This window comes from Paenibacillus sp. FSL H8-0537, from assembly GCF_038051995.1.
Lineage (GTDB): Bacteria > Bacillota > Bacilli > Paenibacillales > Paenibacillaceae > Pristimantibacillus.
In genome coordinates, this window is the sequence record NZ_CP150290.1 from 852,771 (window position 1) to 877,142 (window position 24,372).

At 48.8% G+C, this 24,372-nt stretch carries 20 protein-coding genes and 1 pseudogene; 13 read left to right on the top strand and 8 right to left on the bottom strand.

What is annotated here, in order from left to right:
* Window positions 1–50: 50 nt before the first annotated feature.
* Entirely contained in the window at window positions 51–1,310 is a 1,260-nt protein-coding gene (locus tag MHB80_RS03585; RefSeq protein WP_341282852.1) for a Glu/Leu/Phe/Val dehydrogenase, read from the top strand.
* Window positions 1,311–1,376: 66 nt separating this feature from the next.
* Window positions 1,377–2,354, top strand: a complete 978-nt coding sequence (locus MHB80_RS03590) for a diaminopimelate dehydrogenase (RefSeq protein ID WP_341280883.1) — start codon at window positions 1,377–1,379, stop codon at window positions 2,352–2,354.
* A 219-nt stretch (window positions 2,355–2,573) separates the two neighbouring features.
* Here the strand turns inward: MHB80_RS03590 and MHB80_RS03595 are convergent, their stop codons facing one another.
* The 4 genes from MHB80_RS03595 to MHB80_RS03610 all read right to left on the bottom strand — a co-directional run bounded on the left by MHB80_RS03595 (window position 2,574) and on the right by MHB80_RS03610 (window position 5,738).
* Window positions 2,574–3,344, bottom strand: coding sequence for an HAD family hydrolase (locus MHB80_RS03595; protein WP_341280884.1), 771 nt, complete (start codon window positions 3,342–3,344; stop codon window positions 2,574–2,576).
* 43 nt (window positions 3,345–3,387) lie between these two features.
* On the bottom strand, window positions 3,388–4,146 hold the full coding sequence (locus MHB80_RS03600; RefSeq protein ID WP_341280885.1) for a sulfotransferase family 2 domain-containing protein: 759 nt from the start codon (window positions 4,144–4,146) through the stop codon (window positions 3,388–3,390).
* A gap of 50 nt (window positions 4,147–4,196) precedes the next feature.
* A complete protein-coding gene (gene cysC / locus MHB80_RS03605; RefSeq protein WP_341280886.1) occupies window positions 4,197–4,799 on the bottom strand; it encodes an adenylyl-sulfate kinase in 603 nt (200 codons plus the stop codon).
* Window positions 4,800–5,003: 204 nt separating this feature from the next.
* A complete protein-coding gene (locus MHB80_RS03610; protein WP_341280887.1) occupies window positions 5,004–5,738 on the bottom strand; it encodes an SDR family oxidoreductase in 735 nt (244 codons plus the stop codon).
* A 200-nt stretch (window positions 5,739–5,938) separates the two neighbouring features.
* On the opposite strand from MHB80_RS03610, the pseudogene MHB80_RS03615 reads away from it, so the two are divergent.
* Window positions 5,939–6,241, top strand: a pseudogene (locus MHB80_RS03615) (helix-turn-helix domain-containing protein); the annotation flags it as partial.
* A 118-nt stretch (window positions 6,242–6,359) separates the two neighbouring features.
* A complete protein-coding gene (locus MHB80_RS03620) occupies window positions 6,360–7,298 on the top strand; it encodes an aldo/keto reductase family protein (RefSeq protein ID WP_341280888.1) in 939 nt (312 codons plus the stop codon).
* An 81-nt stretch (window positions 7,299–7,379) separates the two neighbouring features.
* On the opposite strand, the gene MHB80_RS03625 is transcribed toward MHB80_RS03620, so the two are convergent.
* Window positions 7,380–7,724: a hypothetical protein gene (locus tag MHB80_RS03625; RefSeq protein WP_341280889.1), complete on the bottom strand. Its 345-nt coding sequence runs from the start codon at window positions 7,722–7,724 to the stop codon at window positions 7,380–7,382.
* Window positions 7,725–8,136: 412 nt separating this feature from the next.
* On the opposite strand from MHB80_RS03625, the gene MHB80_RS03630 reads away from it, so the two are divergent.
* The 9 genes from MHB80_RS03630 to MHB80_RS03670 all read left to right on the top strand — a co-directional run bounded on the left by MHB80_RS03630 (window position 8,137) and on the right by MHB80_RS03670 (window position 19,879).
* Window positions 8,137–9,180 (top strand): NAD(P)/FAD-dependent oxidoreductase, encoded by a 1,044-nt coding sequence (locus MHB80_RS03630; protein WP_341280890.1) that lies wholly within the window; start codon window positions 8,137–8,139, stop codon window positions 9,178–9,180.
* 37 nt (window positions 9,181–9,217) lie between these two features.
* Window positions 9,218–10,891 (top strand): AraC family transcriptional regulator, encoded by a 1,674-nt coding sequence (locus tag MHB80_RS03635; RefSeq protein WP_341280891.1) that lies wholly within the window; start codon window positions 9,218–9,220, stop codon window positions 10,889–10,891.
* Window positions 10,892–10,984: 93 nt separating this feature from the next.
* A complete protein-coding gene (locus MHB80_RS03640) occupies window positions 10,985–12,028 on the top strand; it encodes an ABC transporter substrate-binding protein (RefSeq protein ID WP_341280892.1) in 1,044 nt (347 codons plus the stop codon).
* A gap of 197 nt (window positions 12,029–12,225) precedes the next feature.
* On the top strand, window positions 12,226–13,200 hold the full coding sequence (locus MHB80_RS03645; RefSeq protein ID WP_341280893.1) for an AraC family transcriptional regulator: 975 nt from the start codon (window positions 12,226–12,228) through the stop codon (window positions 13,198–13,200).
* A gap of 220 nt (window positions 13,201–13,420) precedes the next feature.
* On the top strand, window positions 13,421–13,615 hold the full coding sequence (locus MHB80_RS03650; RefSeq protein WP_341280894.1) for a nitroreductase family protein: 195 nt from the start codon (window positions 13,421–13,423) through the stop codon (window positions 13,613–13,615).
* Window positions 13,616–13,631: 16 nt separating this feature from the next.
* Window positions 13,632–15,557: an ABC transporter ATP-binding protein gene (locus MHB80_RS03655; RefSeq protein ID WP_341280895.1), complete on the top strand. Its 1,926-nt coding sequence runs from the start codon at window positions 13,632–13,634 to the stop codon at window positions 15,555–15,557.
* Window positions 15,526–17,262, top strand: a complete 1,737-nt coding sequence (locus tag MHB80_RS03660; RefSeq protein ID WP_341280896.1) for an ABC transporter ATP-binding protein — start codon at window positions 15,526–15,528, stop codon at window positions 17,260–17,262. The genes MHB80_RS03655 and MHB80_RS03660 overlap by 32 nt, the downstream gene beginning before the upstream one ends.
* 745 nt (window positions 17,263–18,007) lie before the next feature.
* The gene (locus MHB80_RS03665) at window positions 18,008–18,928 is read left to right on the top strand and encodes a hypothetical protein (RefSeq protein WP_341280897.1); all 921 of its coding nucleotides are present in this window, start codon (window positions 18,008–18,010) and stop codon (window positions 18,926–18,928) included.
* Window positions 18,929–19,024: 96 nt separating this feature from the next.
* Complete coding sequence (locus MHB80_RS03670; RefSeq protein WP_341280898.1) at window positions 19,025–19,879, top strand: AraC family transcriptional regulator; 855 nt, start codon at window positions 19,025–19,027, stop codon at window positions 19,877–19,879.
* 154 nt (window positions 19,880–20,033) lie between these two features.
* On the opposite strand, the gene MHB80_RS03675 is transcribed toward MHB80_RS03670, so the two are convergent.
* From MHB80_RS03675 to MHB80_RS03685, 3 genes are all read right to left on the bottom strand, one after another.
* The gene (locus tag MHB80_RS03675; RefSeq protein WP_341280899.1) at window positions 20,034–21,020 is read right to left on the bottom strand and encodes a sensor domain-containing diguanylate cyclase; all 987 of its coding nucleotides are present in this window, start codon (window positions 21,018–21,020) and stop codon (window positions 20,034–20,036) included.
* Window positions 21,021–21,077: 57 nt separating this feature from the next.
* On the bottom strand, window positions 21,078–21,884 hold the full coding sequence (locus MHB80_RS03680; protein WP_341280900.1) for an alpha/beta hydrolase: 807 nt from the start codon (window positions 21,882–21,884) through the stop codon (window positions 21,078–21,080).
* Window positions 21,885–22,850: 966 nt separating this feature from the next.
* Complete coding sequence (locus MHB80_RS03685) at window positions 22,851–23,651, bottom strand: hypothetical protein (RefSeq protein ID WP_341280901.1); 801 nt, start codon at window positions 23,649–23,651, stop codon at window positions 22,851–22,853.
* Window positions 23,652–24,372: the final 721 nt, after the last annotated feature.

The window sequence follows — 24,372 nt, forward strand, 5'->3', positions numbered from 1 at the left end:
AGCGGCAGTTTTCAAGCAGACCAATTTAGAGTGAAGGAATGATTTCGAAAATGACAGTCGTTGTTGCAGAAGAAACATTAAACCCTTATAAAATTGCCCAGCAGCAGATTGATACGGCGGTTGCCCATCTGAGGCTGCCTGAGCATGTAACTCAAATTTTGAAGCATCCGATGCGCGTATTGTCGGTTAACTTCCCGGTTCGTATGGATGATGGTTCTGTACAAGTTTTTGAAGGCTACCGTTCCCAGCACAATGATGCGATTGGGCCAACTAAAGGCGGCATTCGTTTCCACCCAGACGTTACGCTTGATGAAGTTAAAGCATTGTCGATGTGGATGAGCTTCAAATGTGGCGTTGTTGGCTTGCCTTATGGCGGCGGCAAAGGCGGCGTTATCTGTGATCCTCGCAAAATGAGCAAAGGCGAATTGGAACGCGTAAGCCGCGCATTTATGGAAGCTATTGCCGACTTTGTTGGACCGGATAAAGATATTCCTGCACCAGACGTGTATACGACGCCGCAAATTATGGGCTGGATGATGGACACGTACAGCAAGATGAAGGGCAGATATTCCCCAGGTGTCATTACAGGCAAGCCGCTTATTATCGGTGGCTCGAAAGGCCGTAATGAAGCGACAGCTCAAGGCTGTGTGTATACCATTTTGGCGGCGCTCCAAGATAAGCATCTTCCGGTACAAAATGCGACTGCAGCCGTTCAAGGCTTCGGCAACGCAGGAAGAATCGCAGCTCGTCTGCTTAGCGAAGCAGGCTGTAAAATCGTGGCGATCAGCGATTCGCGCGGCGGTATTTACGATCCAAACGGACTGGACATCGATAAAATTTCCGACCTTAAGGACAATGCGTCCATTTTGGACTACGGCGAATCCTTCGTTATTTCCAACGAAGCTTTGCTGGAGCTGGATGTTGACATTTTGGTACCAGCTGCGCTGGAAAATGTGATTACAGCTGCTAATGCAGACCGCATTCAAGCAAAAATCATCGCTGAAGCAGCAAACGGCCCAACGACGCCGGAAGCAGACCGCGTTCTGTTCCAGAAGGGCATCGTTGTTATTCCTGATGTCCTTGCAAATGCAGGCGGGGTTACGGTATCCTATTTTGAGTGGGTACAAAATCTGATGAATTACTACTGGAGCGAGGCTGAAGTGCTTGAGAAGCTCGAAACGAACATGATTCAGTCGTACGTGGCTGTTCGTGATTTGGCGAAAGAGCACAGCACTGACCTTCGTACAGCGGCTTATATGATTTCCATCAAGCGTATTGCTGCAGCAATGGAAGCAAGAGGCTGGGTGTAGAACGGACTTTTAGTGCCGATCTGCCTGCAATCATTTTTTAAATTTATATAAGAGGTGGCGATACACATGGCTGAACAAATTCGCATTGGCATCGTAGGTTATGGCAACTTGGGCCGCGGCGTGGAGCTTGCCATCAAACAAAGTCCGGACCTGCGTCTGGATGCTATCTTTACTCGCAGAAATCCAGATTCCATTCCGTCTGAGACGAAAGCTTATTCCATTGAAGACGCAGAAAAATTTATTGGCGACATTGACGTTATGATTTTGTGCGGCGGCTCAGCAACCGATTTGCCGGAGCAGGGACCTGCTTTTGCCCGTCTGTTCCACACCGTCGACAGCTTTGATACGCATGCTCGCATTCCTGAATATTTTGAGCAGGTGGACGCAGCTGCGAAAGCAAGCGGCAAGATCAGCGTGATTTCCACTGGCTGGGACCCGGGCTTGTTCTCCCTTAGCCGTCTGCTGGCGGAAGCGATTTTGCCAGAGGGCAAGGAGTATACGTTCTGGGGCAAAGGCGTTAGCCAAGGCCACTCCGATGCAATTCGCCGCGTCAATGGCGTGAAGAACGGCGTGCAATATACGATTCCCGTTGAAGAAGCGGTCAATCGTGTGCGGAGCGGGGAAAATCCTGAGCTCACAACGCGTGAGAAGCATCTTAGAGAATGTTATATCGTAGCAGAAGAAGGCGCGAATCAGGAAGCAATTGCTGATGAAATCCGCAATATGCCGAACTATTTTGCCGACTATGATACGGTTGTGCATTTCGTAGACGAAGCGACGCTGAAAGCGGAGCATTCCGCAATGCCGCACGGCGGCACAGTGCTGCGCAGCGGCAAAACCGGAGCAAACAGCACACAAATCATTGAGTTTGGCTTAACGCTGGACAGCAACCCTGAGTTCACGGCAAGCGTGCTTGTCGCTTATGCGAGAGCAGCTTACAAGCTTGCTCAAGAGGGTGGAACTGGCGCGAAAACCGTCTTTGATATTCCGTTCGGTCTGCTATCGCCGAAATCCGCAGCACAGCTGCGTAAGGAATTGCTGTAATTCGTTCACATCAGACTAGCTCGTATATATTTTGCTAGTTATTAACGCTATAAAAGAAAAACAAGCCGTCCTTTCAGCAGTTTATTCTGCGGAGGGGCGGCTTGTTTTTGCTGTATGGATTGGCACGGAACAGCTGAATCGGCGTGTTGTGAGCAAGCGTTACTTTGAATGGCATATAACGCATCAGCAACAGGTCAGATAGACGCCATGCTATTTGGCTTAGTTGGAGTAACCGTCTTTGTGATCTGGCAAAGGCAAAACACCCATTTTCACCAGCTGTTCCTGCAAATCTGAGTAACCAGACATGATGTAAGCAGGAGCATGCTCCGTTAACGGCTGCACCTGACGGTGATTGAACCAAATGGAGGTCCAGCCTGCTTGCAGGGCGCCTACTACATCATTATTCCAAGAGTCGCCTATGTAGATGCAATTCTCCGGCAGCGTTCCTGTCCGCTCATTCACCCGCTTGAAAATTCGCGGGTCGGGCTTGTCCCAGCCGACTTCGCCGGAAATGAACTGACGGTCACGCGGGATCAAATCGTCGATATCCATCGCTTCGATTTTGCGGCGTTGATGGGCGCCAGCTCCGTTGGTAATGAGGCCAACGATATACCCGGCTTTTACAAGCCGCTCAAGCATTGCTTTTGCCCCCGGAAACATCACGATGTCGTATTGGCAGCCAATGTAGGCAGCCTGCATCGCTGCGGCCTGCTCGTCCGTAAGCGCTGCGTCGAACTCGCCTAGCGCCAGCTGGAAGCGGCGCGTCCGCATCAGCTCCGTCGCAGCCCCAGCCTCCAGTGCGCCAGCGCCGCCCATTTGCTCGGATAGCACATCACTGTAGTGCCGCATGCGGCAATAGGCTGCTTCATAAGGGAAGGCTTCACTAAGCTGAAGCACTTCTTGTACTGCTTTCGTAAAAGGAGGCAAATGATCATACAGCGTATCATCCACATCGAAAAAAACACCTTTTTTTAAGCTATTATCCGTCATGGCGAGTTCTCTCCCGTTTTCGTCTATTTCATTGTCAGTTCCTCTAATAGTAACCCAATTGGTCTTCGCCCTGCCAGCAGCAATTGCGTTTATACAGGCGGAGCTCCTCCCGAGAAGCATGTGAAAGCGCATAAAGCTTTTTCAGCAGAAGCTGGCGAGCAAAATAGTACAGCTCAACATCACTGGCATTTTTGCTATGGATGATGTCAATGATGTCGCTGGTCAGTTCCGTTTTTGGCGGGCGGCTTTTATTGGCGTTTATTTTCGAATAAACCTTCGGCTCCCAGCCCATTGTTTTCATAAACAAAAATTGCGATTCCGCATACAGCTCCGTAATGCCGGCGAATGAAACATGCTGCTCCAAATTTCTGGTCGCCAAGCTCAAATCGGGAGTCGTGCTCCATAGCTCTCCGCTCAGAAACCGGGTTTGCAAATTTACATATTCGGGATCAAAATACGAATTATTCAGAAACTCCTCGAACGTAAGATAGGGATTGTAGTTATCGAGATAGCTCTTATTTTTGTATTTAAAATAAAAGAAGGAGGCGATCTGGTCCACCGGATCACGCAGCATCGTCACGTATTGGCAGGGACGGCTAGTGGCTTTGTGAAGTCCAAATGGGAGGTGGCCGCATAGCGCATCGGCCTGTTTGAGGGTTTGCCGCAGCAAGTCGGGTTTATCCGCCACCTGAAAATAGTAAACAGCGTTTGGGCAATGCTCGTTAATCGCCTGCGTGAAGGAGGTTCCCCCGGTTTTTGGAATGTGTACATAGAGCAGCAGTGGCTCCTTGGCTGTTTTCATTATTTTGCACCTCACCTTATTCGTGAAATACTAGCGGATGCCTCCGTCGCTTATAAGCAGCCGTTGTCTCTTAAATAATCCAAAATGAGGCGGACGGATTCCTTAGGCGTCTGCCTGTCGCTTTCGATGATGATTTCAGGCTGCTCTGGCGCTTCGTAAACGGAGGAAATGCCCGTGAAATCTTGAATTTTACCGGCGCGGGCTTTTTTGTACAGCCCCTTCGGGTCCCGGCGCTCACATTCGACAAGAGGGCATTTGACATAAATCTCAATAAACTCATCCTCGGAAAAAAAGGATCTGACCCGCTCGCGATCGGCTCGGTAGGGGGAAATGGCAGCGACCAGCGCGATTAATCCGGCATCGGAGAACAGCCGAGCGGCTTCGCCAATGCGGCGAATATTTTCACTGCGGTCCTGCTGGCTGAAGCCGAGCCCCTGATTTAGGCCAAGCCGCAGATTGTCCCCATCCAAAACATAGCTGTGCATATGGCGCTTAAACAGCTCATGCTCCATTTCGTAAGCCAACGTCGATTTGCCGGAGCCTGACAAGCCGGTAAACCATAGCACGCAGCTTTTATGCCCATTCAGCTGATGCCGCACGTCCTTGCTTACTTTGGGAGAATGCCGCACATTAGGGGGCGTTTCATGTTTCATATATCCACTTCGCTTCCGGAGGGCGCTACGGTCCTTTTTATACTAAATTATGTTTCGCTGCGACAATCGTTCGTACAATAACACAAAATCAGGCACAGTGGCCTGTGCCTGATTTTATGGGGACGGAACAGCCCCTCTTTGCCCCGTTTTGCTGCCAGAGTCGTTGATGCGGGCTTCACGTCCTACTCGTGTAAACGAATAGAGCTAGCGCAGCAAATAGCCGCCGTCGGGATGCAGCGTCGTGCCTGTCGTGTAGCTGTTTGTCATTAAATAGACAACTGAATGCGCGGCTTCTGCCGCTTCTCCAACCCGTCCCAGCACATTCATATTCGTGTAGGCCTCATAAGAGGCATCGCGGGTTGCTTGCTCGGCGCCCTCCCAATTGAATGCCGTATAAATCGTGCCCGGCGAGATGACATTAGCTCTGATCTTCTTAGGAGCAAGCTCGACAGCGAGCGCTTTGCCCAAGCTTTCAATCGCGCCATTGCAGGCGGCATAGGATGCTCCATCCGCAAGCGGCCGCTGGCTGAATGCGCCGGACATAAGCACGACGGAGCCGGCTGGCTGAAGATAAGGGAGTGCGTATTTCACCGCATAATATTGCGGCCAGAACTTCGCCTTGAAGCAGCTTTCCGCTGTCGCTTCATCCGAAGTGATTGGCCCCCGCACATAAGAGGCTCCCGGGGTGAACAAGTGGTCGAAGCTGCCGATTTGCTTGAAAAATCGTTCCAGCTGGCCGTTGTCGCGATTATCCAGCGCATACGTCTCAACCTTGTCAGAGCTGAGCAGCTGCCGGGCGGCTGTCAGCTTCTCCTCGGAGCGGCCGGCAATGACGACGGCTGCTCCTTGTTCAAGTGCCTGCCGAGCTGTCGCCAGTCCAATTCCCGAGCTGCCGCCAATAATGACGACGCGTTGATTGTTTAAAGTTAGAGCGGTCATAGGTAAACCTCCTGATTGTATCGATGGGCGATTATTGCCATTACAGTTATTATTGGAGAGAAGATAACCGCTGCCAAGTACGCAGTTTTTTCGTACATAGTCCGAAATTTCGTACCATCAGCAAGCGCGCGGAGGCTAGGCGGCGGGCGTGCAGAATAGGCATTTAGCTGGTATGATGATAGAGAGGGGAGTAGACTGGGATGAATTTACAAGAGCCGAGATTGGCAGGGGTTATTGCAACGCTGGAAGTAATCGGAGGCAAATGGAAGCCGCTCATCCTGTTTATTTTACTCGTAGAAGGTACGAAACGGTTTGGCGAGCTGCGGCGGTTGATACCCGATGTATCGCAAGGAACACTTGCAAAGCAGCTTCGTGAGCTGGAGGAAGACGGGCTTGTGCAGCGTGATATATTTCAGGAGATCCCGCCCCGTGTAGAGTACAGTCTGACCGACCATGGGCTTAGCGTGTCGGCAGTGCTGGACAGCATGTGCGGCTGGGGCAGGAAGCATGCCCGGTTTGTGAAAGAGCTGGAAACCAATAAGGCCACGAATTCCCTCCCACCAAAGGCATCAGCCGAGGTGAACGGGAAGACGGACCGGACGTATGGGGGGATGAGTTCAAATGCAATTTCGTAATTTAGGAAGAAGCGGTTTGAAGGTCAGCGAGATCAGTCTGGGAAGCTGGTTGACATACGGGGGCTACGTGGAGCGCGACAACGCCGTCAAGGCGATTGAGACCGCCTATGGCTTAGGCATTAATTTTTTTGATACCGCCAATGTGTATGAACGGGGCGAGGCTGAGAAGGTGATGGGCGAAACGCTGCGTGCGTATCCTCGCGAATCGTACGTGCTTGCAACGAAAGTGTTTGGCAAAATGGGCGATGGCCCGAATGACCAAGGGCTGTCCCGCAAGCATATTACGGAGCAGTGCCATGCCAGCCTGAAGCGTCTGGGCGCCGACTATATTGATCTTTATTACTGCCACCGTCATGATCCAAATACGCCGATGGAGGAGACGCTGCGTGCACTGGACGATCTGGTTCGCCAGGGGAAAGTGCTGTACGTCGGCATCAGCGAATGGACAGCGGCACAGATGGCGGAGGCGCATGCGATTGCCGATCGATATTTGCTGGACCGCATCATAGCGAATCAGCCGATCTATAATATGTTCAACCGTTACATTGAGAAGGAAGTCATTCCTTTCGGGGAACGTGGCGGCATTGGACAAGTGGTGTTCTCGCCGCTGGCGCAAGGCTTACTGACGGGCAAATACAGCTCGGCAAGTGAGCTGCCGGCGGACAGCCGGGCAGCCAAGCTTGAAAACATGCGCAAAAATGTGACCGACGAGAAAATCGCCAAGGTGCAGCAGCTGGGCAAAATTGCTGCCGAGCTGGAGCTGACGGTTGGACAGCTGGCGCTGGCCTGGATTTTGCGCCAGCCGAATGTGTCCAGTGCGCTTGTAGGCGCCAGCCGCCCGGCACAGGTCGAAGAGAATGCCAAAGCAGCAGGCGTAGAGCTTAGCGCTGACGTTTTGGAGCGAATCGAGGAAATATTGGCTTAATAGATAATCGGAATATGTGAGTGAAAATAGAGAAGGCCGCTTGGGGTTTATTCCTCAAGCGGCTTTTTGAGTAGACAGAATTCATTTTTTTTGAAATAACGCTATTAAAGGAAATGAAAGAATGACGCCAATAATAATGAAATATAAAGCAAGATCAGCGCTTAGATATTTGAACTGTACCAAAAATAGCATAATGGCTATATAACCTAAGCTAAACAAATAAGAATAGTGGCCTGTTTTCTTGAATAATAAAGAACGGGCTTCCACCGAACTAGCATTCATCTTCACCCCAAAGTGCAGGATGAAATCGGATATTATGCCTACGATAATAAGCGCTCCGAGGAAGATGAAATCATTACTTATTAGAAATATAGCTAATACCAAGCTTGAAAGTTCACCAACAATACGAAATGAAGGATTGTTCATATATGCCTCTTTCCAGACTTACACCATCTATACTATTGTACATTAGATTATTAATATTGTGGATCCAAACTTGAAAAAATCAACATTGTGAGGACTCACGTTCCGCTATTCTAGCTTTTGCTCCGATTTTAGGCTGTAAGCGGACAGGAAAGCCGCTATTACCTGCATCATCCCGTCAAAATGGCAATGGGCAGTACATTAGCGTCTCCTGTGTCCGCAGCCTGTGCCACACCCGTTATTCTATTGAAATAGCGGCCCCTGTGTCCGCCAAGACTAGCTATATAGACAGCCTCTTATTAGATTTGTCTAAAGGATTGTTCTATTTTGTCCATTGCTCTTTGCCGGAAAGGAAGGCTACAATAAAGAGTGTAGTGAGAATGAATATCAAATTCAAGGTTTGGGAGGGACAATAGTGTCAGAACAGCTGGAATTATACGATGTAACGATTATTGGCGGCGGTCCTGCCGGACTATATGCTGCTTTCTATAGCGGGATGAGGGACATGAAGACGAAGGTGATTGATGCTCAGGAAGAGCTGGGCGGACGGATGCTCATTTACCCGGAAAAAATGATTTGGGACGTAGGTGGAGTCACCCCTATTTTATGCGAGAAGCTCATTGGACAGCTCAAGCAGCAGTCGCAAACCTTTGACCCGACCATTGAGCTTGGGCAGCAAATTCGTAATTTGACGAGGCTTCAGGATGGGACGTATATGCTTGAAGCATCCACGGGGGAGAAGCATTGGACGCGTACCGTTATTTTGGCGATTGGCCGGGGCATCTTGAAGATGGCAAAGCTGGAGCTGGAGGGCGCCGAGCGCTACGAAGTATCCAATTTGCATTATACGGTGCAGGAGCTGGAGCCTTTCAGAGGCAAGCGGGTGCTCATTTCCGGCGGCGGCAACTCGGCTGTCGATTGGGCGAATGAGCTGGAGCCGATTGCGGCACAGGTGACGGTCATTCATCGCCGGGAGTATTTTGGCGGCCATGAGAAAAATGTCATCAAGATGAAAACCTCCTCCTGCGATGTCCGCACGCCATGGGAGGTCACGCAGCTGTACAGCGGCGATGGATCTACGATCAGCAAGGTAACGGTGAGACATTTGGAGTCGGAGGAAACAGAGCAGCTGGAGGTGGATGCGGTCATCGTCAACCACGGGCTGAAGTCCGATTTCAGCGGCATTAGAGACTGGGGCATTGGCATGGATGAGTGGTGCGTATATGTCACTCCGAAGCTGGAGACAGATTTGCCAGGCATCTTCGCCGCAGGAGACTTTGCTTCTTATGACAGCAAGCTGAATCTAATCGCTGGAGCGTTCACCGATGCCGCGCTAGCGGTCAACAGTGCGAAGCTTTTCATAGACCCGAAGGCGGATGGGGTAGCTTACGTATCCTCGCATAATTCCCGCTTTAAGGAGAAAAATCTAGCCCTCGGCGTTAAAGAAGAAGATGCTTAATGAAGGAAAGAAGATTAGCTTAGATAGGATGTGAAAAATGATGCTGCGCTCTTCGGCAAATGCTGGCCGGCCTCAAGTCCAGCATAGCTTCTATATGCCTGTGCGGCTGCAGGAGCTTCAACAGGTCCTGGAAGAAAAACATCAGGAAGCAGCTGCTCCTCTATACCAGATCCTCATTGTGTGGGGCGGAGAGGGCGCACTTTATATTCATAACTATTATCATGAACTGTCCCGGGGTAGCGTGTGGCTCAGCGGCCCTTCGCTGCCTAAGCTTCAAATAGAGCAGCGTTCGGAATTGCGAGGCATTTTGCTGGAGTACAGCTGTATTCCAACTGCTGGCGAAGCAGGAGCCGGGCTTGAGCATTCGGCTCCGCTGCAGCACTGCCCGGCTGTCATCCTTCGGCTTGCCAGCGAACTGGCGAATGTGTGGAATCAGCGTGATCCCCATTCGCCTTTTCGCGTTCAACAGCTGTTTACCGAGCTGCTTGCTGAGCTGCATAAGGAGCTTGCAAGCCGGCAAAAGCCTGCCAGCTCATGGCTGGAGCAAGCAGAGGCTTATGTCGAGCAGCATTATAGCGAGGATATAACAAGGGATCAGATGGCGAGCCGCGCCGGGGTCAGCCCAGAGCATTTTTCACGAATGTTCCGCAAGCATACGGGCAGGACATTCAATGCCCATTTGACACTGCTTCGTATACGGAGTGCGCAGCAGCGTTTGCTGGAGGGAACAGCGTCTGATCTTGGCACGCTGGCGCAGGAGGTTGGCTACAAGGAGGGCATCTATCTCAGCCGCAAGTTTAAGGAAGGCATCGGCTTGTCTCCGACCGCTTATTTGCGCAAGCCCAAACGGCTCGTTTCGCTGAATTTGAACCATACCGCCAGCCTAATGGCACTCGGCATTATTCCGGAGCTCGGCGTATATACGTCATGGCTGGAAGGGATGCGGGGAGGCTTGCAGCCGGGGTTGCGCCAGAGTCAGAGCGGAAGCCGAAGCGGGAACGGAAACGGAAACGGAAACGGGAGCTTTAACCCCTACGGGCATACGCCGCTGACGTTTTACGAGGCAATTGCGGCAGCTAAGCCGGATGTCATTATCAACTACAGCGGTGCAGAGGAGAATAGGCGTTTGCTGCCGCTTGCTCCAGTTATTGAGCTGTCCATTCGGACGATGAACTGGCGAGAGCAATTTTTGCTGATTGCTGGCATCGTAGATCGCAGGCTGCAGGCGGAGGAATGGCTGCTGCAATACGATGAGCGAATCTATGCCATTAACCGCCAGCTCGATCGGGAGCTGGGCAGTCGGGGGACGGCAATTGTCTGGGAAATCGGCCACAATACCGCTTATTGCTTCAGCAGCAGCTTTGGAAGAGGCTGTCAGATTCTTTACGATGATATGGGCTTTCGCCCTCCAGCACCGCTGGTGGAACAAAATATTACCGCCAAAGGCTTCATCGAAACCGGCATCGAGATGCTGGCCGCCTATCCGGCAGATCATATTTTTATAACAGGTCTGCCAACTTATGCTGATGACAAGAAGCGGGTACAGCGTTTGTTTCAATCCGCAAGCTGGAGGAAGCTGGACGCTGTGCGCGAGAATCGCGTGCATATCTTGAAGGAGTCGGAGCTGTTCTACGGGTATGACCCTTTGTCCTCGCAGGCACAGCTTGGGGAGCTGGCCAGCGTACTGGCGCCGCATCATAAATTTGCATAGTGCCAGATCATTTTAAGGCATAGTCATTTGTTCGCTTACACGTTAAAGTGTAAATGAGAATGATTATCGATTTAAAATGAGGGGGATTTACACGTGTTTCTGAAAAATCAAGGCCAAAATTATAAGCACAGCATGGCTGCTATGCTAATTATGCTGCTGCTATGCGTAAGCATCTTTACAGCATGCGGTACAGCAGCAGAGTCGAACGAGACAAGCAAGGCGAATGCAGGCAGTGAAGCGACGGCGCTGGCATCGAGTGAAGCAAGCAATGCTGGTGCTGCAGAAGCAACACCAGAAGCGAGCGCTGATCCGAACGCAGTCAGAACGATTTCTACTGTAAATGGCGATATCGAAATTCCAGCTCAGCCAAAGCGCATCGTGGCTGAAGAATACCTTGGCAGCTTGATTGCCCTTGACGTTGTGCCAGTCGGGGCGCCGGGATTAACGCTGAAAAACTATTATTTTAAAGAGGCGCTTACCGGCGTTGATGATACGGGGGAATATGGCAAGCCGTCTGCCGAGAAAATTGCAGCTCTTGCTCCCGATTTGATTATTACGGCCAATGGAGATAACTACGATCTGCTCAGCAAAATTGCACCTACCCTCCATATTCCATATGGCGACCTCAAAAATGCGCATGAAGAGCTGACTTATTTCGGGGAAGTGCTGGGCAAGGAGCAGGAAGCGAAGACATGGCTGGAGGAGTTCGACCGTCGCATTGCTGAAGCGAAGGCGAAGGTGGATGCGGCCATTCCGGCAGACGCAACCTTTTCCATTTTTGAGCATACGGAGAAATCGACCTATGCCTACGGAGATAATTTTGGACGTGGCGGACAGCCGGTATATCAAGCGCTTGGACGCAAGCCGCCAGCCGAAATAGCAGACGTCATTATGGAGAAGCAGTGGGCCGAGCTTTCAGCAGAGATTGTCCCAGAATATGCTGGGGATTATATTGTCATGACCTCGAACGTCTGGACACTGGCTGATTTTGAGGCTGATCCGATTTGGAGCAACCTTCCGGCAGTGAAAAACGGCAAGCTGTACGTATGGCCGGAGGAGCGCTCGTGGTACTATGATCCGCTTGCGGTGCTGGCTCAGACCGAGGAGCTTGCGGACTGGCTTAGTAAAGGCAATTAATCATTAGCAGCATTAAGCTTTCAAAATGAAAAGCCGCCGAAGCAATTTCGGCGGCTTGCTTGATTTTGGACACTAGGAGGCTTGCTCCTGTTCGGCTTGCGCTGAAGAGTACAATTCAACTTAAAGCTTTTCATTCCGGCGCGATACTGATACAATTCTAATTGAAAACGTTTCTCAATAAAGGTGGGGAAATAAGGATGAAACATACGTTGGAAGCCCAACATATCGAATCTTTATATAATGAATGGATCGGCGCAGAGCTAGGCGTTCCGGTGGAGCAGCTTGCAGATACGGTTAAGCTTCCTGAGCATTGGGGAGATGGCTATTTGCAGCGCACGCGCCTGCGGCCGGGCATGGAGCTGCATACGATTGATGTAAAGCTGCATGAAAATCATATTTTTCATATTGATGTGCAGTATCCGCATTTGGAAATTTCATTAACGCAGCACGGCAACGGCTGTTGGTCGATTGAGGGCAGGCGCGGGGAGCGGGCGATGGGCTCGGGCGGGACGCAAATGATTTATTTGCACGATACGCGTATCCATTTCGAGCAGCTGCATTCGGATCGGCTTGCCCATATGGAGCTGCGGATCGATTTTAGCATATGGAAGCATCTATTCTCGTATTTCCCTTGGCAGGCTGGCGATACGTTTTATTGCGAGCAGCAGCAGCTGACACCGGAAATTAAGCAGGTATTCGATCAGTTGAAAAATTGTCCGTATACTGGCCCAATTCGGCAGCATTATTTGGAAGGCAAAGCCTTTGAGCTGATTGCCCTATTTTGGTACGGGCTGGAGCAGAAGAGCGAGCTGGAGTCGGCGGCTTCGCGCTTGAAGACGGCAGATGTGGAGCGGCTCCATCAGGCGAAAAATATTTTATACCACAATCGCACCAATCCGCCGGGCTTGCTGGAGCTGGCGCGCCAGACGGGACTGAATGATTTTAAGCTGAAAGCAGGCTTTAAGGAGCTGTTCGGCACAACTGTGTTCGGCTATATTCGCGAGGAGCGGATGCGGGAGGCGAAGCAGCTGCTGGAGCAGGGGAGAATGAATGTCAGCGAAGCGGCGATTATGGTCGGGTATACGAATATGAGCCACTTTGCCTCGCTGTTTCGCAAAACGTTCGGCATTAATCCGAGTGAATATGCCAGGCAGCAGAGCCGCTCCATGTGAGTGGCAACCCGATTGAAAAGCATAGGAGGGCCGGAGCCACGGTGGCGCTGACGTTAGAAATGACGATAGCGGACGGGGCTTCGGCTTTTTTTAATATAAAGAGGCTGATATTTAACTGTTCCTCCGTCCACCGTTAGGAATAATCCGTCCAGAGGTAGTTGATTTTCATAAAAGATGATAATGTTTCTCAGTAGTAGCGTCATTAAGGGAGGCTTTTCGCTTGAGTATACAGGAATTGATTAAAGACAGAAGGACGATACGGAAGTTTAATACGCAGCCGCTTTCGCAGGAGACGATTTTGGAGCTGATGAATATTGCGGTGTGGGCGCCAAATCATAAGCTGCGCGAGCCATGGCGCTTCATTTGTGCAGCGGATATGGAGTCGAAAGCGAGGCTGGCGGATCATATTGCTTGAAGGAGAGGAAGCTATAATGGCGGGAAAAACAGCTGGTAAAACGGCTAATAAGACGGGAATCGCAAGGCTGCTGGAGCTGGCGGGGGAAAAACGCGGGCTGCTTGCTGTTTCAGGGGTGCTTTCAGCGATAAGCGCGGTTTGCATGCTGGTTCCGTATGTATCGGTTTATTTTATTATAAAAGAACTGCTGGAGCATGCGGCAAATCCGCTCGCTGCCGATGGCGGGTTTATGGTTCGCTGGAGCATGGTGGCCCTGGGCGGCTTACTGGGCAGCCTGCTTCTTATGTATGGCGGAGGACTGGCCTCGCATATTGCGGCTTTTCGGATATTGTATGGGCTGCGGGTGAAGCTGTCCGCGCATATTGGAAAGCTGCCGCTCGGCTGGCTGAACAGCACATCTACCGGTGCGGTTAAAAAGACGCTGGATCAAAATGTTGAAAAGCTTGAAACGTTCGTTGCCCATCAGCTGCCGGATCTCGTTCATATGGCAGTCACGACCATACTGATGATCATTGCAATGTTTTGGCTCAACGTTTGGCTGGCTGCGGCTTGCTTGATTCCGATTGTGATCGGGTTCATTTTGCAGGGGCTAATGATGTCAGGCTCCGAGGCGCAAAACAGCATGAAGCAATATTACGATTCGCTGGAGCGGCTGAATGGCTCGGCTGTTCAATACGTGCGGGGAATGCCCGTTGTGAAGGTGTTTGGACAAACGGTATTTTCCTTCCGCCAGTTTTACGACGATATGGTCAAATACCGGGATTTTTGCGTGAAATATACGGATCATTTCCAGTACGGCTTTTTATCCTTCAAAGTCATTCTCAGCTCCTTTGCCACCTTCTTGCTGCCGGTTGGCGTATTTCTGCTCCAGCGTGATCCGGGCAATGTGGCTTTTGCCGCGATGCTGCTCTTTTTCCTCATTATGTCGCCAGGCATTTCTGCGCCGATGTTCAAAATCATGCACATCGCCTCGTCGCTGCGCGATATTAATGAAGGCGTTGTGCGGATTGACCTGATCTTCGCCGAGAAGCCTATTCCGGAACCGAAATATCCGAAGCGTCCTGCTACCTATGAGGTGTCCTTTAATGAGGTTTCCTTCACCTATGGCAAGATGGATGAGAACGTGGACAAGGACAGGAACGCGGGCCAGAAGCAGAGTGATCGTGCAGCTGAAATGGAACGCGAAGATGGGTATGTGTTGTCTGGAGTCAGCTTCGTGGCGCAGCAAGGGGAAGTAACCGCGCTTGTCGGTCCTTCCGGGGCAGGAAAATCGACGGTGGCGAGCCTGCTGCCGCGGTTCTGGGATGCCCAGTCGGGCTCTATTGAAATAGGCGGCGTCGATATTCGCGACATGGCTGCGGATGAGCTGATGAATACGGTAGCGTTTGTTTTCCAGCAGACGTTCCTATTTTATGATACCGTCTACAACAACATTGCGATTGGCGTGCCCAATGCTTCTCGAGAAGCGGTATACGCGGCAGCCAAAGCGGCACAGTGCCATACATTTATTAGCCAGCTTCCACACGGCTACGATACGTTGATTGGCGAGGGCGGCGTCTATTTGTCCGGCGGCGAGGAGCAGCGGATTGCAGTAGCAAGGGCGATTTTGAAAAATGCTCCGATCCTTGTGCTCGATGAAGCAACAGCTTTTGCCGATCCTGAAAATGAATTTGAAATGCAGCTCGCCTTAAAGGAGCTGACGAAGGGGAAGACGGTTATTGTCATTGCCCACCGTCTATCTACAATTCGCGATGCGGCCCAAATAATTGTCATGGACAACGGGCGCATTGTGGAACGAGGGAAACACGAGAAGCTGCTTGCAGCCCGCGGGCTTTATGCGAAATTGTGGGATGCATATACGGCAGCGACGGGCTGGCGAATCGGATTAGGAAAGGAGGCAGAGAAACAGCATGGGAATGATGCGCAATATAACAGCAGGTAGTCCCAAAGCATTATGGAAGCCGATTGCCTATACCGTGCTTTCCAACTTGGTTGCGATTATCCCGTTTGTGCTGCTGGTGGAGGTAGCCAAAATTATTTTCACCTCCTTTGCCGATCCGGCTGCCTCACTCGATATAACGCGGCTGTGGTGGATATGCGCCAGCATGGCGGGAGCCATGGTACTGCTCTTTATAAGTGAAATTCCCGCTTATCGAGCGCAATATCGCGGTGCCTATACGACGGCGGTAGAGGGGAGAAGCCGGCTTGCGGAGCATCTTCGCAAGCTGTCGCTTGGCTATTTGAATAAACGTGATCCCGGCGACCTCGCCAATATGATGATGGGAGATTTTGCGCTCGTTGAGCATGGTATTTCCCATGTTGCACCGCAGCTGTTTGCGGCAGCACTGACGCCAATTTTGGCGCTGCTGGGACTTTCGCTGCTCGATTGGCGGCTTGCGCTTGCCCTGTTTGCGACTCTGCCTTTTACCATTTTAATCGTGCTCGCAACGAGCAGCCTCACCCGCAAGCTTGGCGCGAATCATATGCGGGCGAAAATTAACGCCTCCAACCGCTTGCAGGAATATTTAAACGGGATACAGGTCATTAAGGCGTTTAATTTGACGGGTGATCGCTTCGTCCGGCTGGAGCAGTCGTTTAAAGATCTCATGCAACACAGCATTCGCATTGAAGGGATGTTGGGGCCAGTCGTGTTAAGCGCCGTTGCTCTACTGCGGGCAGGTTTGACGCTCATGGCCATCATCGGAGTCCATTTGCTGCTCGGCGGCAGTCTGGATTTGATTACGTTCGTAACCTTCTTGCTTATAGGCACGAGGATTTATGATCCGTTGACGACTGCGCTGACCAGCTATGCAGAGTTTCGTTACAATGAGCAGGCGGGAAAACGAATCATCGAGCTGCTAGAGGAGCCTGTCATGTCGGGAGAGAAGCAGCCCCCTGCTGGGCATGATCTTGTTTTCGACAATGTCACGTTCGGCTACAATGAGCATGCCGTTATTCAACAGGCGAGCTTAAGCTTGCCGTCAGGCTCATTCACCGCGCTGGTCGGCCCTTCGGGCAGCGGCAAAAGCACCGTGCTGCGGTTGATTGCCCGTTTCTACGATCCTAGCGAGGGGCAGGTGCTGCTCAGCGGGGAAAATATTCGGGAGATGAACCCGGAGGCACTGCTGCGCAAAGTATCTATGGTGTTTCAGGATGTGTATTTGTTCCAGGATACAATCGCGAATAACATACGTGTCGGCAAAGCCGGGGCCACCCAGCATGAAGTGGAGCAAGCAGCCCGTCAGGCGTGCTGCCATGATTTTATTATGAAGCTGCCGCTGGGCTATGAAACGCTGGTTGGAGAAGGAGGGAGTACATTGTCCGGCGGGGAGAAGCAGCGGATTTCCATTGCGCGGGCGATATTGAAAGATGCTCCAATTGTGCTGCTGGATGAAGCGACGGCTTCTCTCGATCCTGAAAATGAAGCCGATATTCAGCAGGCGATCGACCGCCTCATTCAAGGGCGTACCGTTATCGCGATCGCCCATCGGCTGAAAACGGTCATGAATGCCGACCAGATTATTGTGCTGGATCAAGGCCAAATCGTTGAGCAGGGCCAGCATGAGGAGCTTTTGGTCGCAGACAGCCTGTATGCGCGTCTGTGGAAGCTGCAGCAGCAGACGGCAGGCTGGCAGATTTCGTCTTGAATGGTTGCAGGCTGAATGGATAAAGTGAGGCCAAATGGGAATGAATGCCGAATGGAGCTTATCCATTCGGCATTTTTTTTAAAAAGGGAGCAGGATAAAGCTTATAATTAATAGTTGAGATATAGGAACGTGTGTTCTATAATGTGAGGAAAGGATTGGAATAAAGTAGATTGAATTGGAATGAGGGAGGGCTAATACAGAATATGCCGTTAAATATTAATGTGGTTGAACGTATGTAGCATTATGGGGTGGCAGGTTTGAGTACTGCTTTTATTCGGCATGGACAGCTGAGTGCGGCAGAAAGCTTTGGTGTTCTGGAACAAGGGGCCTCGCATCTGGTGAATAACGATACAATTTTCAATGCTTGCTCCATTAGCAGGTTTTTAACGTCCATGCTCGCTATGAAATTAGTCGAGGATAGTCTTCTCTCATTAGATGAGGATGTAAATGATAGGCTTGCTTCATGGAAGGTTCCGGTTCATCCATGGACTGCTAGCAGCAAAGTTACGCTTAGGGCATTGCTTTGCCATCCCCTTACTCAGGCACGGGAACCATTATTATGACGAATACCGATTTGGGCGTTCATCAGTTAGAGGGGATTACCGGGGAGATAGTCTCTCCGTCTGGGGTCTGAGTCAAAATCGGCTTTCCGTCCTGTGAAATACTGGTTAAAGGTCCGTTCCGGTTACCCTGTCCATTCCATTAAAGTTAAGGAAAGAAGATAGTAGGGAATGGGTGGGATATTATGATTCGGAATTTAGGTACGGAAGATGGCCTGCAAGGGGAGGGGCCAGCAAGAAGGGTTCGCTTGTTTCAGGGAGAAGGCCTGCTGGCGGCGCTAGGCATACTTGGCTTTGTGCTGGCAGCGGTATGTGTGGTCTGGATGCTGCTTTATGGTGGCGAGGTTGCGCCAAACGGGGATGTAAGCAAAGCGGCTTCCTTTAATGCAGCATTGGGCATTTTTCTGCTCTCGACGGCGGCGGTATTGCCTTTGTCTGCTATGAGTATAAGGGGGAAGGCAATTTTTCGCTGGTCTTATGTGATCCTCTCCCTATATTCATATTTCGCTGAAAATGTGCAAAATATGCGCGGCATGAATCCGCGTTTTGCAGAAGGCGGTACAGCTTTTGATATAGCTGTGGCGGCCGGTTTTGGCCTCGTGGCCATGCTGCTGATCGTGTTTTATTGCGTGCTGGCGGTTGCTTTCTTCCGCAGCAGATCGTATCAGCTAAGACCGGAGCTTGTGCTCGCGATCCGCTACGCGATGGTGGCGGTATTGCTTTCCTTCGCCGCTGGCATTTGGCTTTCCATTACGGAGAGCCGCCTGACAGGAGGAAATGGGAATATCATCTGGCTTCATGGGCTTGGATTTCATGCTATCCAAGCTGTGCCGCTTGTCGCATGGCTGTCGGAGCGCACAAGGCTGCGTCCCCAAGATCGCCGCAAGTGGGTACATGTGGCGGGAATAGCCTATACCATTGGCCTGCTTGAAGTAGGCTGGCAAACTTGGATCGGTGGTGCCATGCTGGAGTTGTCGCCGCTGCCGCTGCTCGCTTTGTTCTTCTTCTTGCTGTCTATCGGCGCTGGGTGCTATATGTTATGGCAGTCCGTAATAGGCGGGAAGAGCTCAGAGGTGAGCAGCCCATCACTGGGGCACGAGGTATAATAGGTTACAAGGGAGGAGCCTTGCATTCTTGTGCAGAGAATGCAAGGCTGCTCTATGTTAGTTTAGGTATAGTAATGAACATAGGAGGGCTGGGTTATGGATTGGGTATTACATATGAATGCGGCCATTGGCTATATTGAAGATCATTTGACTGATGAGATTGATTATGCGGAAGCCGCCCGTATTGCTGGATGTTCGCTCTATCATTTTCAGCGGATGTTTCCGTACATTATGGAGGTGTCGTTATCGGAATACATTCGCAGGCGGCGGCTCAGTCTGGCGGCATTTGAACTGCAAAACAGCACGGTAAAGGTCATCGATGTGGCGCTCAAATATGGTTACGATTCCCCCGAAGCATTCGCCCGCGCTTTTCAGCAACTGCATGGTACAACACCGACTGCTGCAAGAAGTGCCGGAACGAAGCTGAAGGCCTATCCGCGCCTATCCTTTCAAATTTCAGTAAAAGGAGCAGCAGCTATGAATTATCGAATCGAGGAGCTTGGCGCATTTTCCGTCGTCGGCATTTCCGAGCAGGTGCGCAATAGCGAGGTGTTTGAGACGGTACCGCGTTTATGGGCTGAGGCAGCACAGGCTGGACTGTTTGAAAAGCTTTGGACGATTCGCGCGACCGAGCCCGGTATCCGCGGCATACTTGGCGTATGCGCTGATGGAGGGCATGGGCAAAATGAGTTTTTGAACTACATTTTAGCGATTGAAACGGAGCAAGAGGCTCCTGAGGCTATGGTCCGCCGCGAGTTTTCGCCTTCGTCATGGGTAGTATTTGAAGTGGAGGGCGGGCCAGATCAACTGGGCGGTATTTGGAAGCGGCTGTATACGGAATGGCTGCCTACCTCGGCCTACGGGCTGGCTAATTTGCCAGCTATCGAATGTTATTTGCCGCCAGAAGAAAACCGTAACGAGCTGTGGGTGGCAGTTGAGGCGAAAGCTTAATAGGGGTAACGAAACTGCTGCACGATTTAGCAGGTGATTTGCTCGTATTTCGGCAAGCTAGTAAGTGTGAAATATAACAAAAAAAGAAGCCGTCTTCGCCTCGCAGCGCAGGCGGCTTCTTCTTTCACTTGGGGCATATCTATCCTACTACTTGCTATTTGCTGTTCACTAAATGGTCAGCATGAGTAATACGGTTTCTTCCGGCCGTCTTTGAAGCATAGAGCGCAGTATCGGCTTTATGAATCAGCGTCTGGTCGGTATCTCCTGGCGTAACGGTTGCTGCGCCAATGCTGACTGTAATACTGTGCTCGCCCCAATCGGTAGAAGCTATCGTCGTGCAATATCGTTCTGCGGCAACGATCGCTTTTTCCTGATTGGCGCCGGAAAGAATGATGACAAATTCCTCGCCCCCATAGCGGGCGGCGATATCTCTCTCCCGTGACATCGATTGCAGCAAGCGGGCCAGGTTAGTCAGCACGAGATCGCCGACCGGATGTCCATACGTGTCGTTAATCTTTTTGAAATGGTCGATATCAATAATGAGCAGCGAGAAGGGCTGCTGTGTTTCTTGGAACAAGGCAAGCTGTGCCAGCAGGCTGTCTTGGAAAAAACGCCGATTTTTAAGCCCGGTTAGTGCATCCGTGGAGGCCATCGTTTCCAGACGATGGTTTATCCCTAGCAGTTCCTGCTGTTTAAGCTCGTATTCCGCATGCAGGAGCTCGAGCTTTCTATTGGCTTCATTGGTCGCCTGATACAACTCTTCAAGCTTGGTTTTTGTTTGTAAAATATCCTTCTCGTGCTCGATACGCTTGCGCATCATTAAGACAACGCAGTCAATGAATGTGACTCCGTCACGCTCCTGCCTGACCCCGTTTAGCAATACAGGCACATCTTCATGGCTGCTCGTCCGAAAAGAAAAGTACATTTCATCGACATGTCCATACAATTGAATGTACGGATAAAAATACGTTTGAAAAAACATTTTGTTCGTCACCGACATGGTGGAGTGAATATGCTGACCAAGCAGCTCATCGCGCTCATAGTGCAGCATGTCCAGTAAAGTCTGATTAATTGATTGAATCAAGCCTGCGTCCGAAAAGGAAAAATATCCGCAGGGAGCTTTATCTAATTGAGTATCCATATAAGGGCTGCCTTTCTTTAAATATAGAAAAGGATATGAACCGGTTCACCTTGCCTATTACACACTGGCTAAATATTCTTTAATCATCTGGCTCGTTTCTTCAGGCTGACTTAAATGCGGATAATGTCCGGTCGCCGTCATCTGCCGAAGGACGCTGTTTTTGAGATGAGCATGCAAATAATGGCCTACTTCCACCGGAGCGATACTATCGTCGGTGCATTGAAGAATCAGTGTAGGCACAGATGCATGCTGAAGGCTGATTCGGCAATCGGAGAAAAAAGTGACTTCTGCAAACTGCCTCGCAATATGCGGGTCTCTGGAGCAAAAGCTTTTTTCCAGTTCCTCGCTTAGTTCCTTGCGCTCGTTATTTTGCATCACAATGGGTGCCAGGTAGCTGGCCCAGCCAATAAAATTCATTTCCATCATCGCAAGCAATTCTTCTATATCTCGTTTGTCGAAGCCTCCGTAATAATCCGGCAGATCGTTCACATAGCGCGGAGAAGGCCCAAGCATGACGATACGCTCGAAATATTTGGAATCATGAATGGAAGCGAGCATGCCAATCATGCTGCTAACCGAATGGCCGACGAAAATAGCATCTCGCAAATCCAGCGTTTCCATCACATCCAGCACATCCTGGGCGTAGCCCTCAAGGTCATTATATTTTTGTGAATCATAATTGTGAATTTGCGATTTTCCGGAGCCTACATAATCAAACAATACAATGCGATAGTTGTCTACAAAGCTAGGAACCATATAACGCCACATATCCTGATCGCATCCAAAGCCATGAGCAAAAACAATCGTTTTGCTGCCAGTACCCATTACCTTTACGTTATTCCGTTCCAAAACGTCGATAGTCATATGAAGCTCCTTTCTGAAGCGCCCTGATGAAGTGATAACGATGATTGCAGACTTCTTGTTCATTATATCGGAAAATAGAGGAAGATTGATGATGGGGAGTAAGATTCAATGCTGGAATGCGAGAGTTATTTAAAGTACGGCCTTTAAAATATACAGGACCACTGTACTTAATAGAACTGGTCAACATTTATAACGTATAGATGTATGGGAACACTCCGACAAATATGAAATAGGAGAAGGCTTGCTTCAAAATATCGAAGGCGTAGGCTCCGTTTAAAATAGAAACGGAGCCTACGCCTGGTTGTGGAATTTTCAGGAAATAATAAACAGTTTCAAATATATAATTGAACTGTTTGGCAACACGGATTGCTGAGCAGACTTTGAAACTGACTTTCAATTTTCAGAAGGACGTGAATTTGCATGCTTCTCAGCTCCTTGATTACTGTATACGGAGTAGTTCTATTAACTACGATTATATCCATTAAGAGAAATGAAGCATGGAGCAGACGACACAGTTTGCTGGGTCTCAGGGGTGTTTTTCAGAAAACACGATTATAAATAAATCTTCCAGGGTAAAGGGCGTTCAAAGAAAGAGTGAATTAACAAGATCATATTAATAAAATGGGAATAATTTAATCGCAATTTTGGTAATAAGGAATAAAGTCTATTTTTTTAATACTTTTTTTAAATGTAAAATTAATAATGCAAAGAATAGAGTGAATATAGGGATGAAAATTATGCTTAAACGGTTCCCATTATTGTTTATAATATAAAAAAAAGATAAAATCATGCCAATAATGCTTATTCCAATATTTTCTCGGTTGTATTTACTCATTTTATATTTATTCATTCTATAAAACAATAAAGTTAATATTAATATACAAAATATTAAGTTTATAATTAGCAGTATATTAAGCATATAACCTCCAAATGCATACAATTCAATTGGATTGTATGCATATAAATTTAAATTTGTTTAAGATAACCGTATGCTTTTTCAAGATCTCCATTACATATATTATAATATGTTATGGCAGTTACTCCAGCAATAGCAGCTCCACCACCAGCAGCTATTGCAAGTATAACAGTTTCAATTGTAAATATCGCAGTAAGGGCAGCGCTTGAGAATGCTACCTTAGCACCTTGAAATGTTTTATAATCTCCATAGAAAATATCAATTGTATTCATCGCACGCACAGCATATACATTTTGAATAGAAGATGTTTTCTTGATATTATTTCCTCCTGGAGCATTTTCAAAATTCATACGATCGTAGCATGCCATGGTGTATGTAGAATAGTCTCCATAGTAGTGACAAATAGCTGGAATCCCATTAGCATCATTTGAAAGAGCAGACAGCTTCAAATTGCCTGATGGATTTGGAGTTATGGATATCTCTTGTTTTAATTCTTCGTCAGTCATTTTAACATCATCATGATAGATTTCATTATTTTTATTTACAAAATAATGTTCTACATAGTTTGTGTTTTCATATTCCGACTTATACTTCGCTTCGAACTCTGGGGATGAAAATTCATAATGGATGGTTTGTGTTAGTTTGATTGATGTTCCTTCTTTGTTTATTTTTGTATCAGATTGTATGTTCAAAGTTCTGAGAGCAATTAATTCTCCTTCTTGTGAATAAATTGCTTGAGTCTGAGAAGGAATAATATTTTCTTTTACTATTGGAGCTGTTGCATAAACTGAACTTGATGCTACTAGCATAGAAATAAGAACGATAAAAGAAATAATTGATTTGAATTTCATTGAGTCAATCTCCTAATTGTGTTTTATAGTAATAATCGTAAAATAACTCTACTTAATAATTTGAAATCTCATTCTCACATTTAATTAGTTATTATATCCCAACTCCTTCATGATTTAATTAAATTAAGCCAACTGAAGAAAATAATACCATAATTATATTATTTTGTAAAGAAAAAAGTTCCGAATTTAATTATTTATTTGTACATCGAGGTATTAACGTATTTCAAATATTTTTGGGATATTTGAAAATTTTTTGTATCTATACTGAATTTTTGAAGAAGTTGAGCCGAGTAAGGAGGAATATGTTGCAATTTTTTAAACGATCATGATTGTGTTTCGATCATGTGGTGGTTTTGCTTACCTTAGATAACATCGATTATTTAAAACAGACCGTCCTCAGTTCGGAAATTTTGCTTTGTATGTAATCTTGGGTACTTGTGTCTAATAGAACCTTCGGAAGGAGGTGGTTTCACAGGATATAAAGTTCAAAGCGATAGCATTGAATTTGAAAATTTAGGCGAGCATCGTTAATTACCATAAGAAAATGAATATTCAGATTCATGGTATATAATCGAGTATGGATGTGGAAAATATATTTTTCTAGGAATATTGCGTCTTATATGCCGGAAATGAGGTCTTGACGCTTGTGAAAAGACGGTTACGCAGCATTATTACAGCACGATTCTGGAAGGCTATGCGTTCAACCTGATTACGACTTATC

What these genes read in the sequence shown, in the direction of transcription:
- MHB80_RS03635 (WP_341280891.1), top strand. Translation starts at nt 9,218, where the DNA reads ATGATGCTGCGCTCTTCGGCAAATGCTGGCCGGCCTCAAGTCCAGCAT.
- MHB80_RS03665 (WP_341280897.1), top strand. Translation starts at nt 18,008, where the DNA reads ATGATTCGGAATTTAGGTACGGAAGATGGCCTGCAAGGGGAGGGGCCA.
- MHB80_RS03645 (WP_341280893.1), top strand. Translation starts at nt 12,226, where the DNA reads ATGAAACATACGTTGGAAGCCCAACATATCGAATCTTTATATAATGAA.
- MHB80_RS03585 (WP_341282852.1), top strand. Translation starts at nt 51, where the DNA reads ATGACAGTCGTTGTTGCAGAAGAAACATTAAACCCTTATAAAATTGCC.
- MHB80_RS03680 (WP_341280900.1), bottom strand. Translation starts at nt 21,884, where the DNA reads ATGACTATCGACGTTTTGGAACGGAATAACGTAAAGGTAATGGGTACT.
- MHB80_RS03660 (WP_341280896.1), top strand. Translation starts at nt 15,526, where the DNA reads ATGGGAATGATGCGCAATATAACAGCAGGTAGTCCCAAAGCATTATGG.
- cysC (WP_341280886.1), bottom strand. Translation starts at nt 4,799, where the DNA reads ATGAAACATGAAACGCCCCCTAATGTGCGGCATTCTCCCAAAGTAAGC.
- MHB80_RS03620 (WP_341280888.1), top strand. Translation starts at nt 6,360, where the DNA reads ATGCAATTTCGTAATTTAGGAAGAAGCGGTTTGAAGGTCAGCGAGATC.
- MHB80_RS03670 (WP_341280898.1), top strand. Translation starts at nt 19,025, where the DNA reads ATGGATTGGGTATTACATATGAATGCGGCCATTGGCTATATTGAAGAT.
- MHB80_RS03600 (WP_341280885.1), bottom strand. Translation starts at nt 4,146, where the DNA reads ATGAAAACAGCCAAGGAGCCACTGCTGCTCTATGTACACATTCCAAAA.
- MHB80_RS03590 (WP_341280883.1), top strand. Translation starts at nt 1,377, where the DNA reads ATGGCTGAACAAATTCGCATTGGCATCGTAGGTTATGGCAACTTGGGC.
- MHB80_RS03610 (WP_341280887.1), bottom strand. Translation starts at nt 5,738, where the DNA reads ATGACCGCTCTAACTTTAAACAATCAACGCGTCGTCATTATTGGCGGC.
- MHB80_RS03655 (WP_341280895.1), top strand. Translation starts at nt 13,632, where the DNA reads ATGGCGGGAAAAACAGCTGGTAAAACGGCTAATAAGACGGGAATCGCA.
- MHB80_RS03675 (WP_341280899.1), bottom strand. Translation starts at nt 21,020, where the DNA reads ATGGATACTCAATTAGATAAAGCTCCCTGCGGATATTTTTCCTTTTCG.
- MHB80_RS03685 (WP_341280901.1), bottom strand. Translation starts at nt 23,651, where the DNA reads ATGAAATTCAAATCAATTATTTCTTTTATCGTTCTTATTTCTATGCTA.
- MHB80_RS03625 (WP_341280889.1), bottom strand. Translation starts at nt 7,724, where the DNA reads ATGAACAATCCTTCATTTCGTATTGTTGGTGAACTTTCAAGCTTGGTA.
- MHB80_RS03595 (WP_341280884.1), bottom strand. Translation starts at nt 3,344, where the DNA reads ATGACGGATAATAGCTTAAAAAAAGGTGTTTTTTTCGATGTGGATGAT.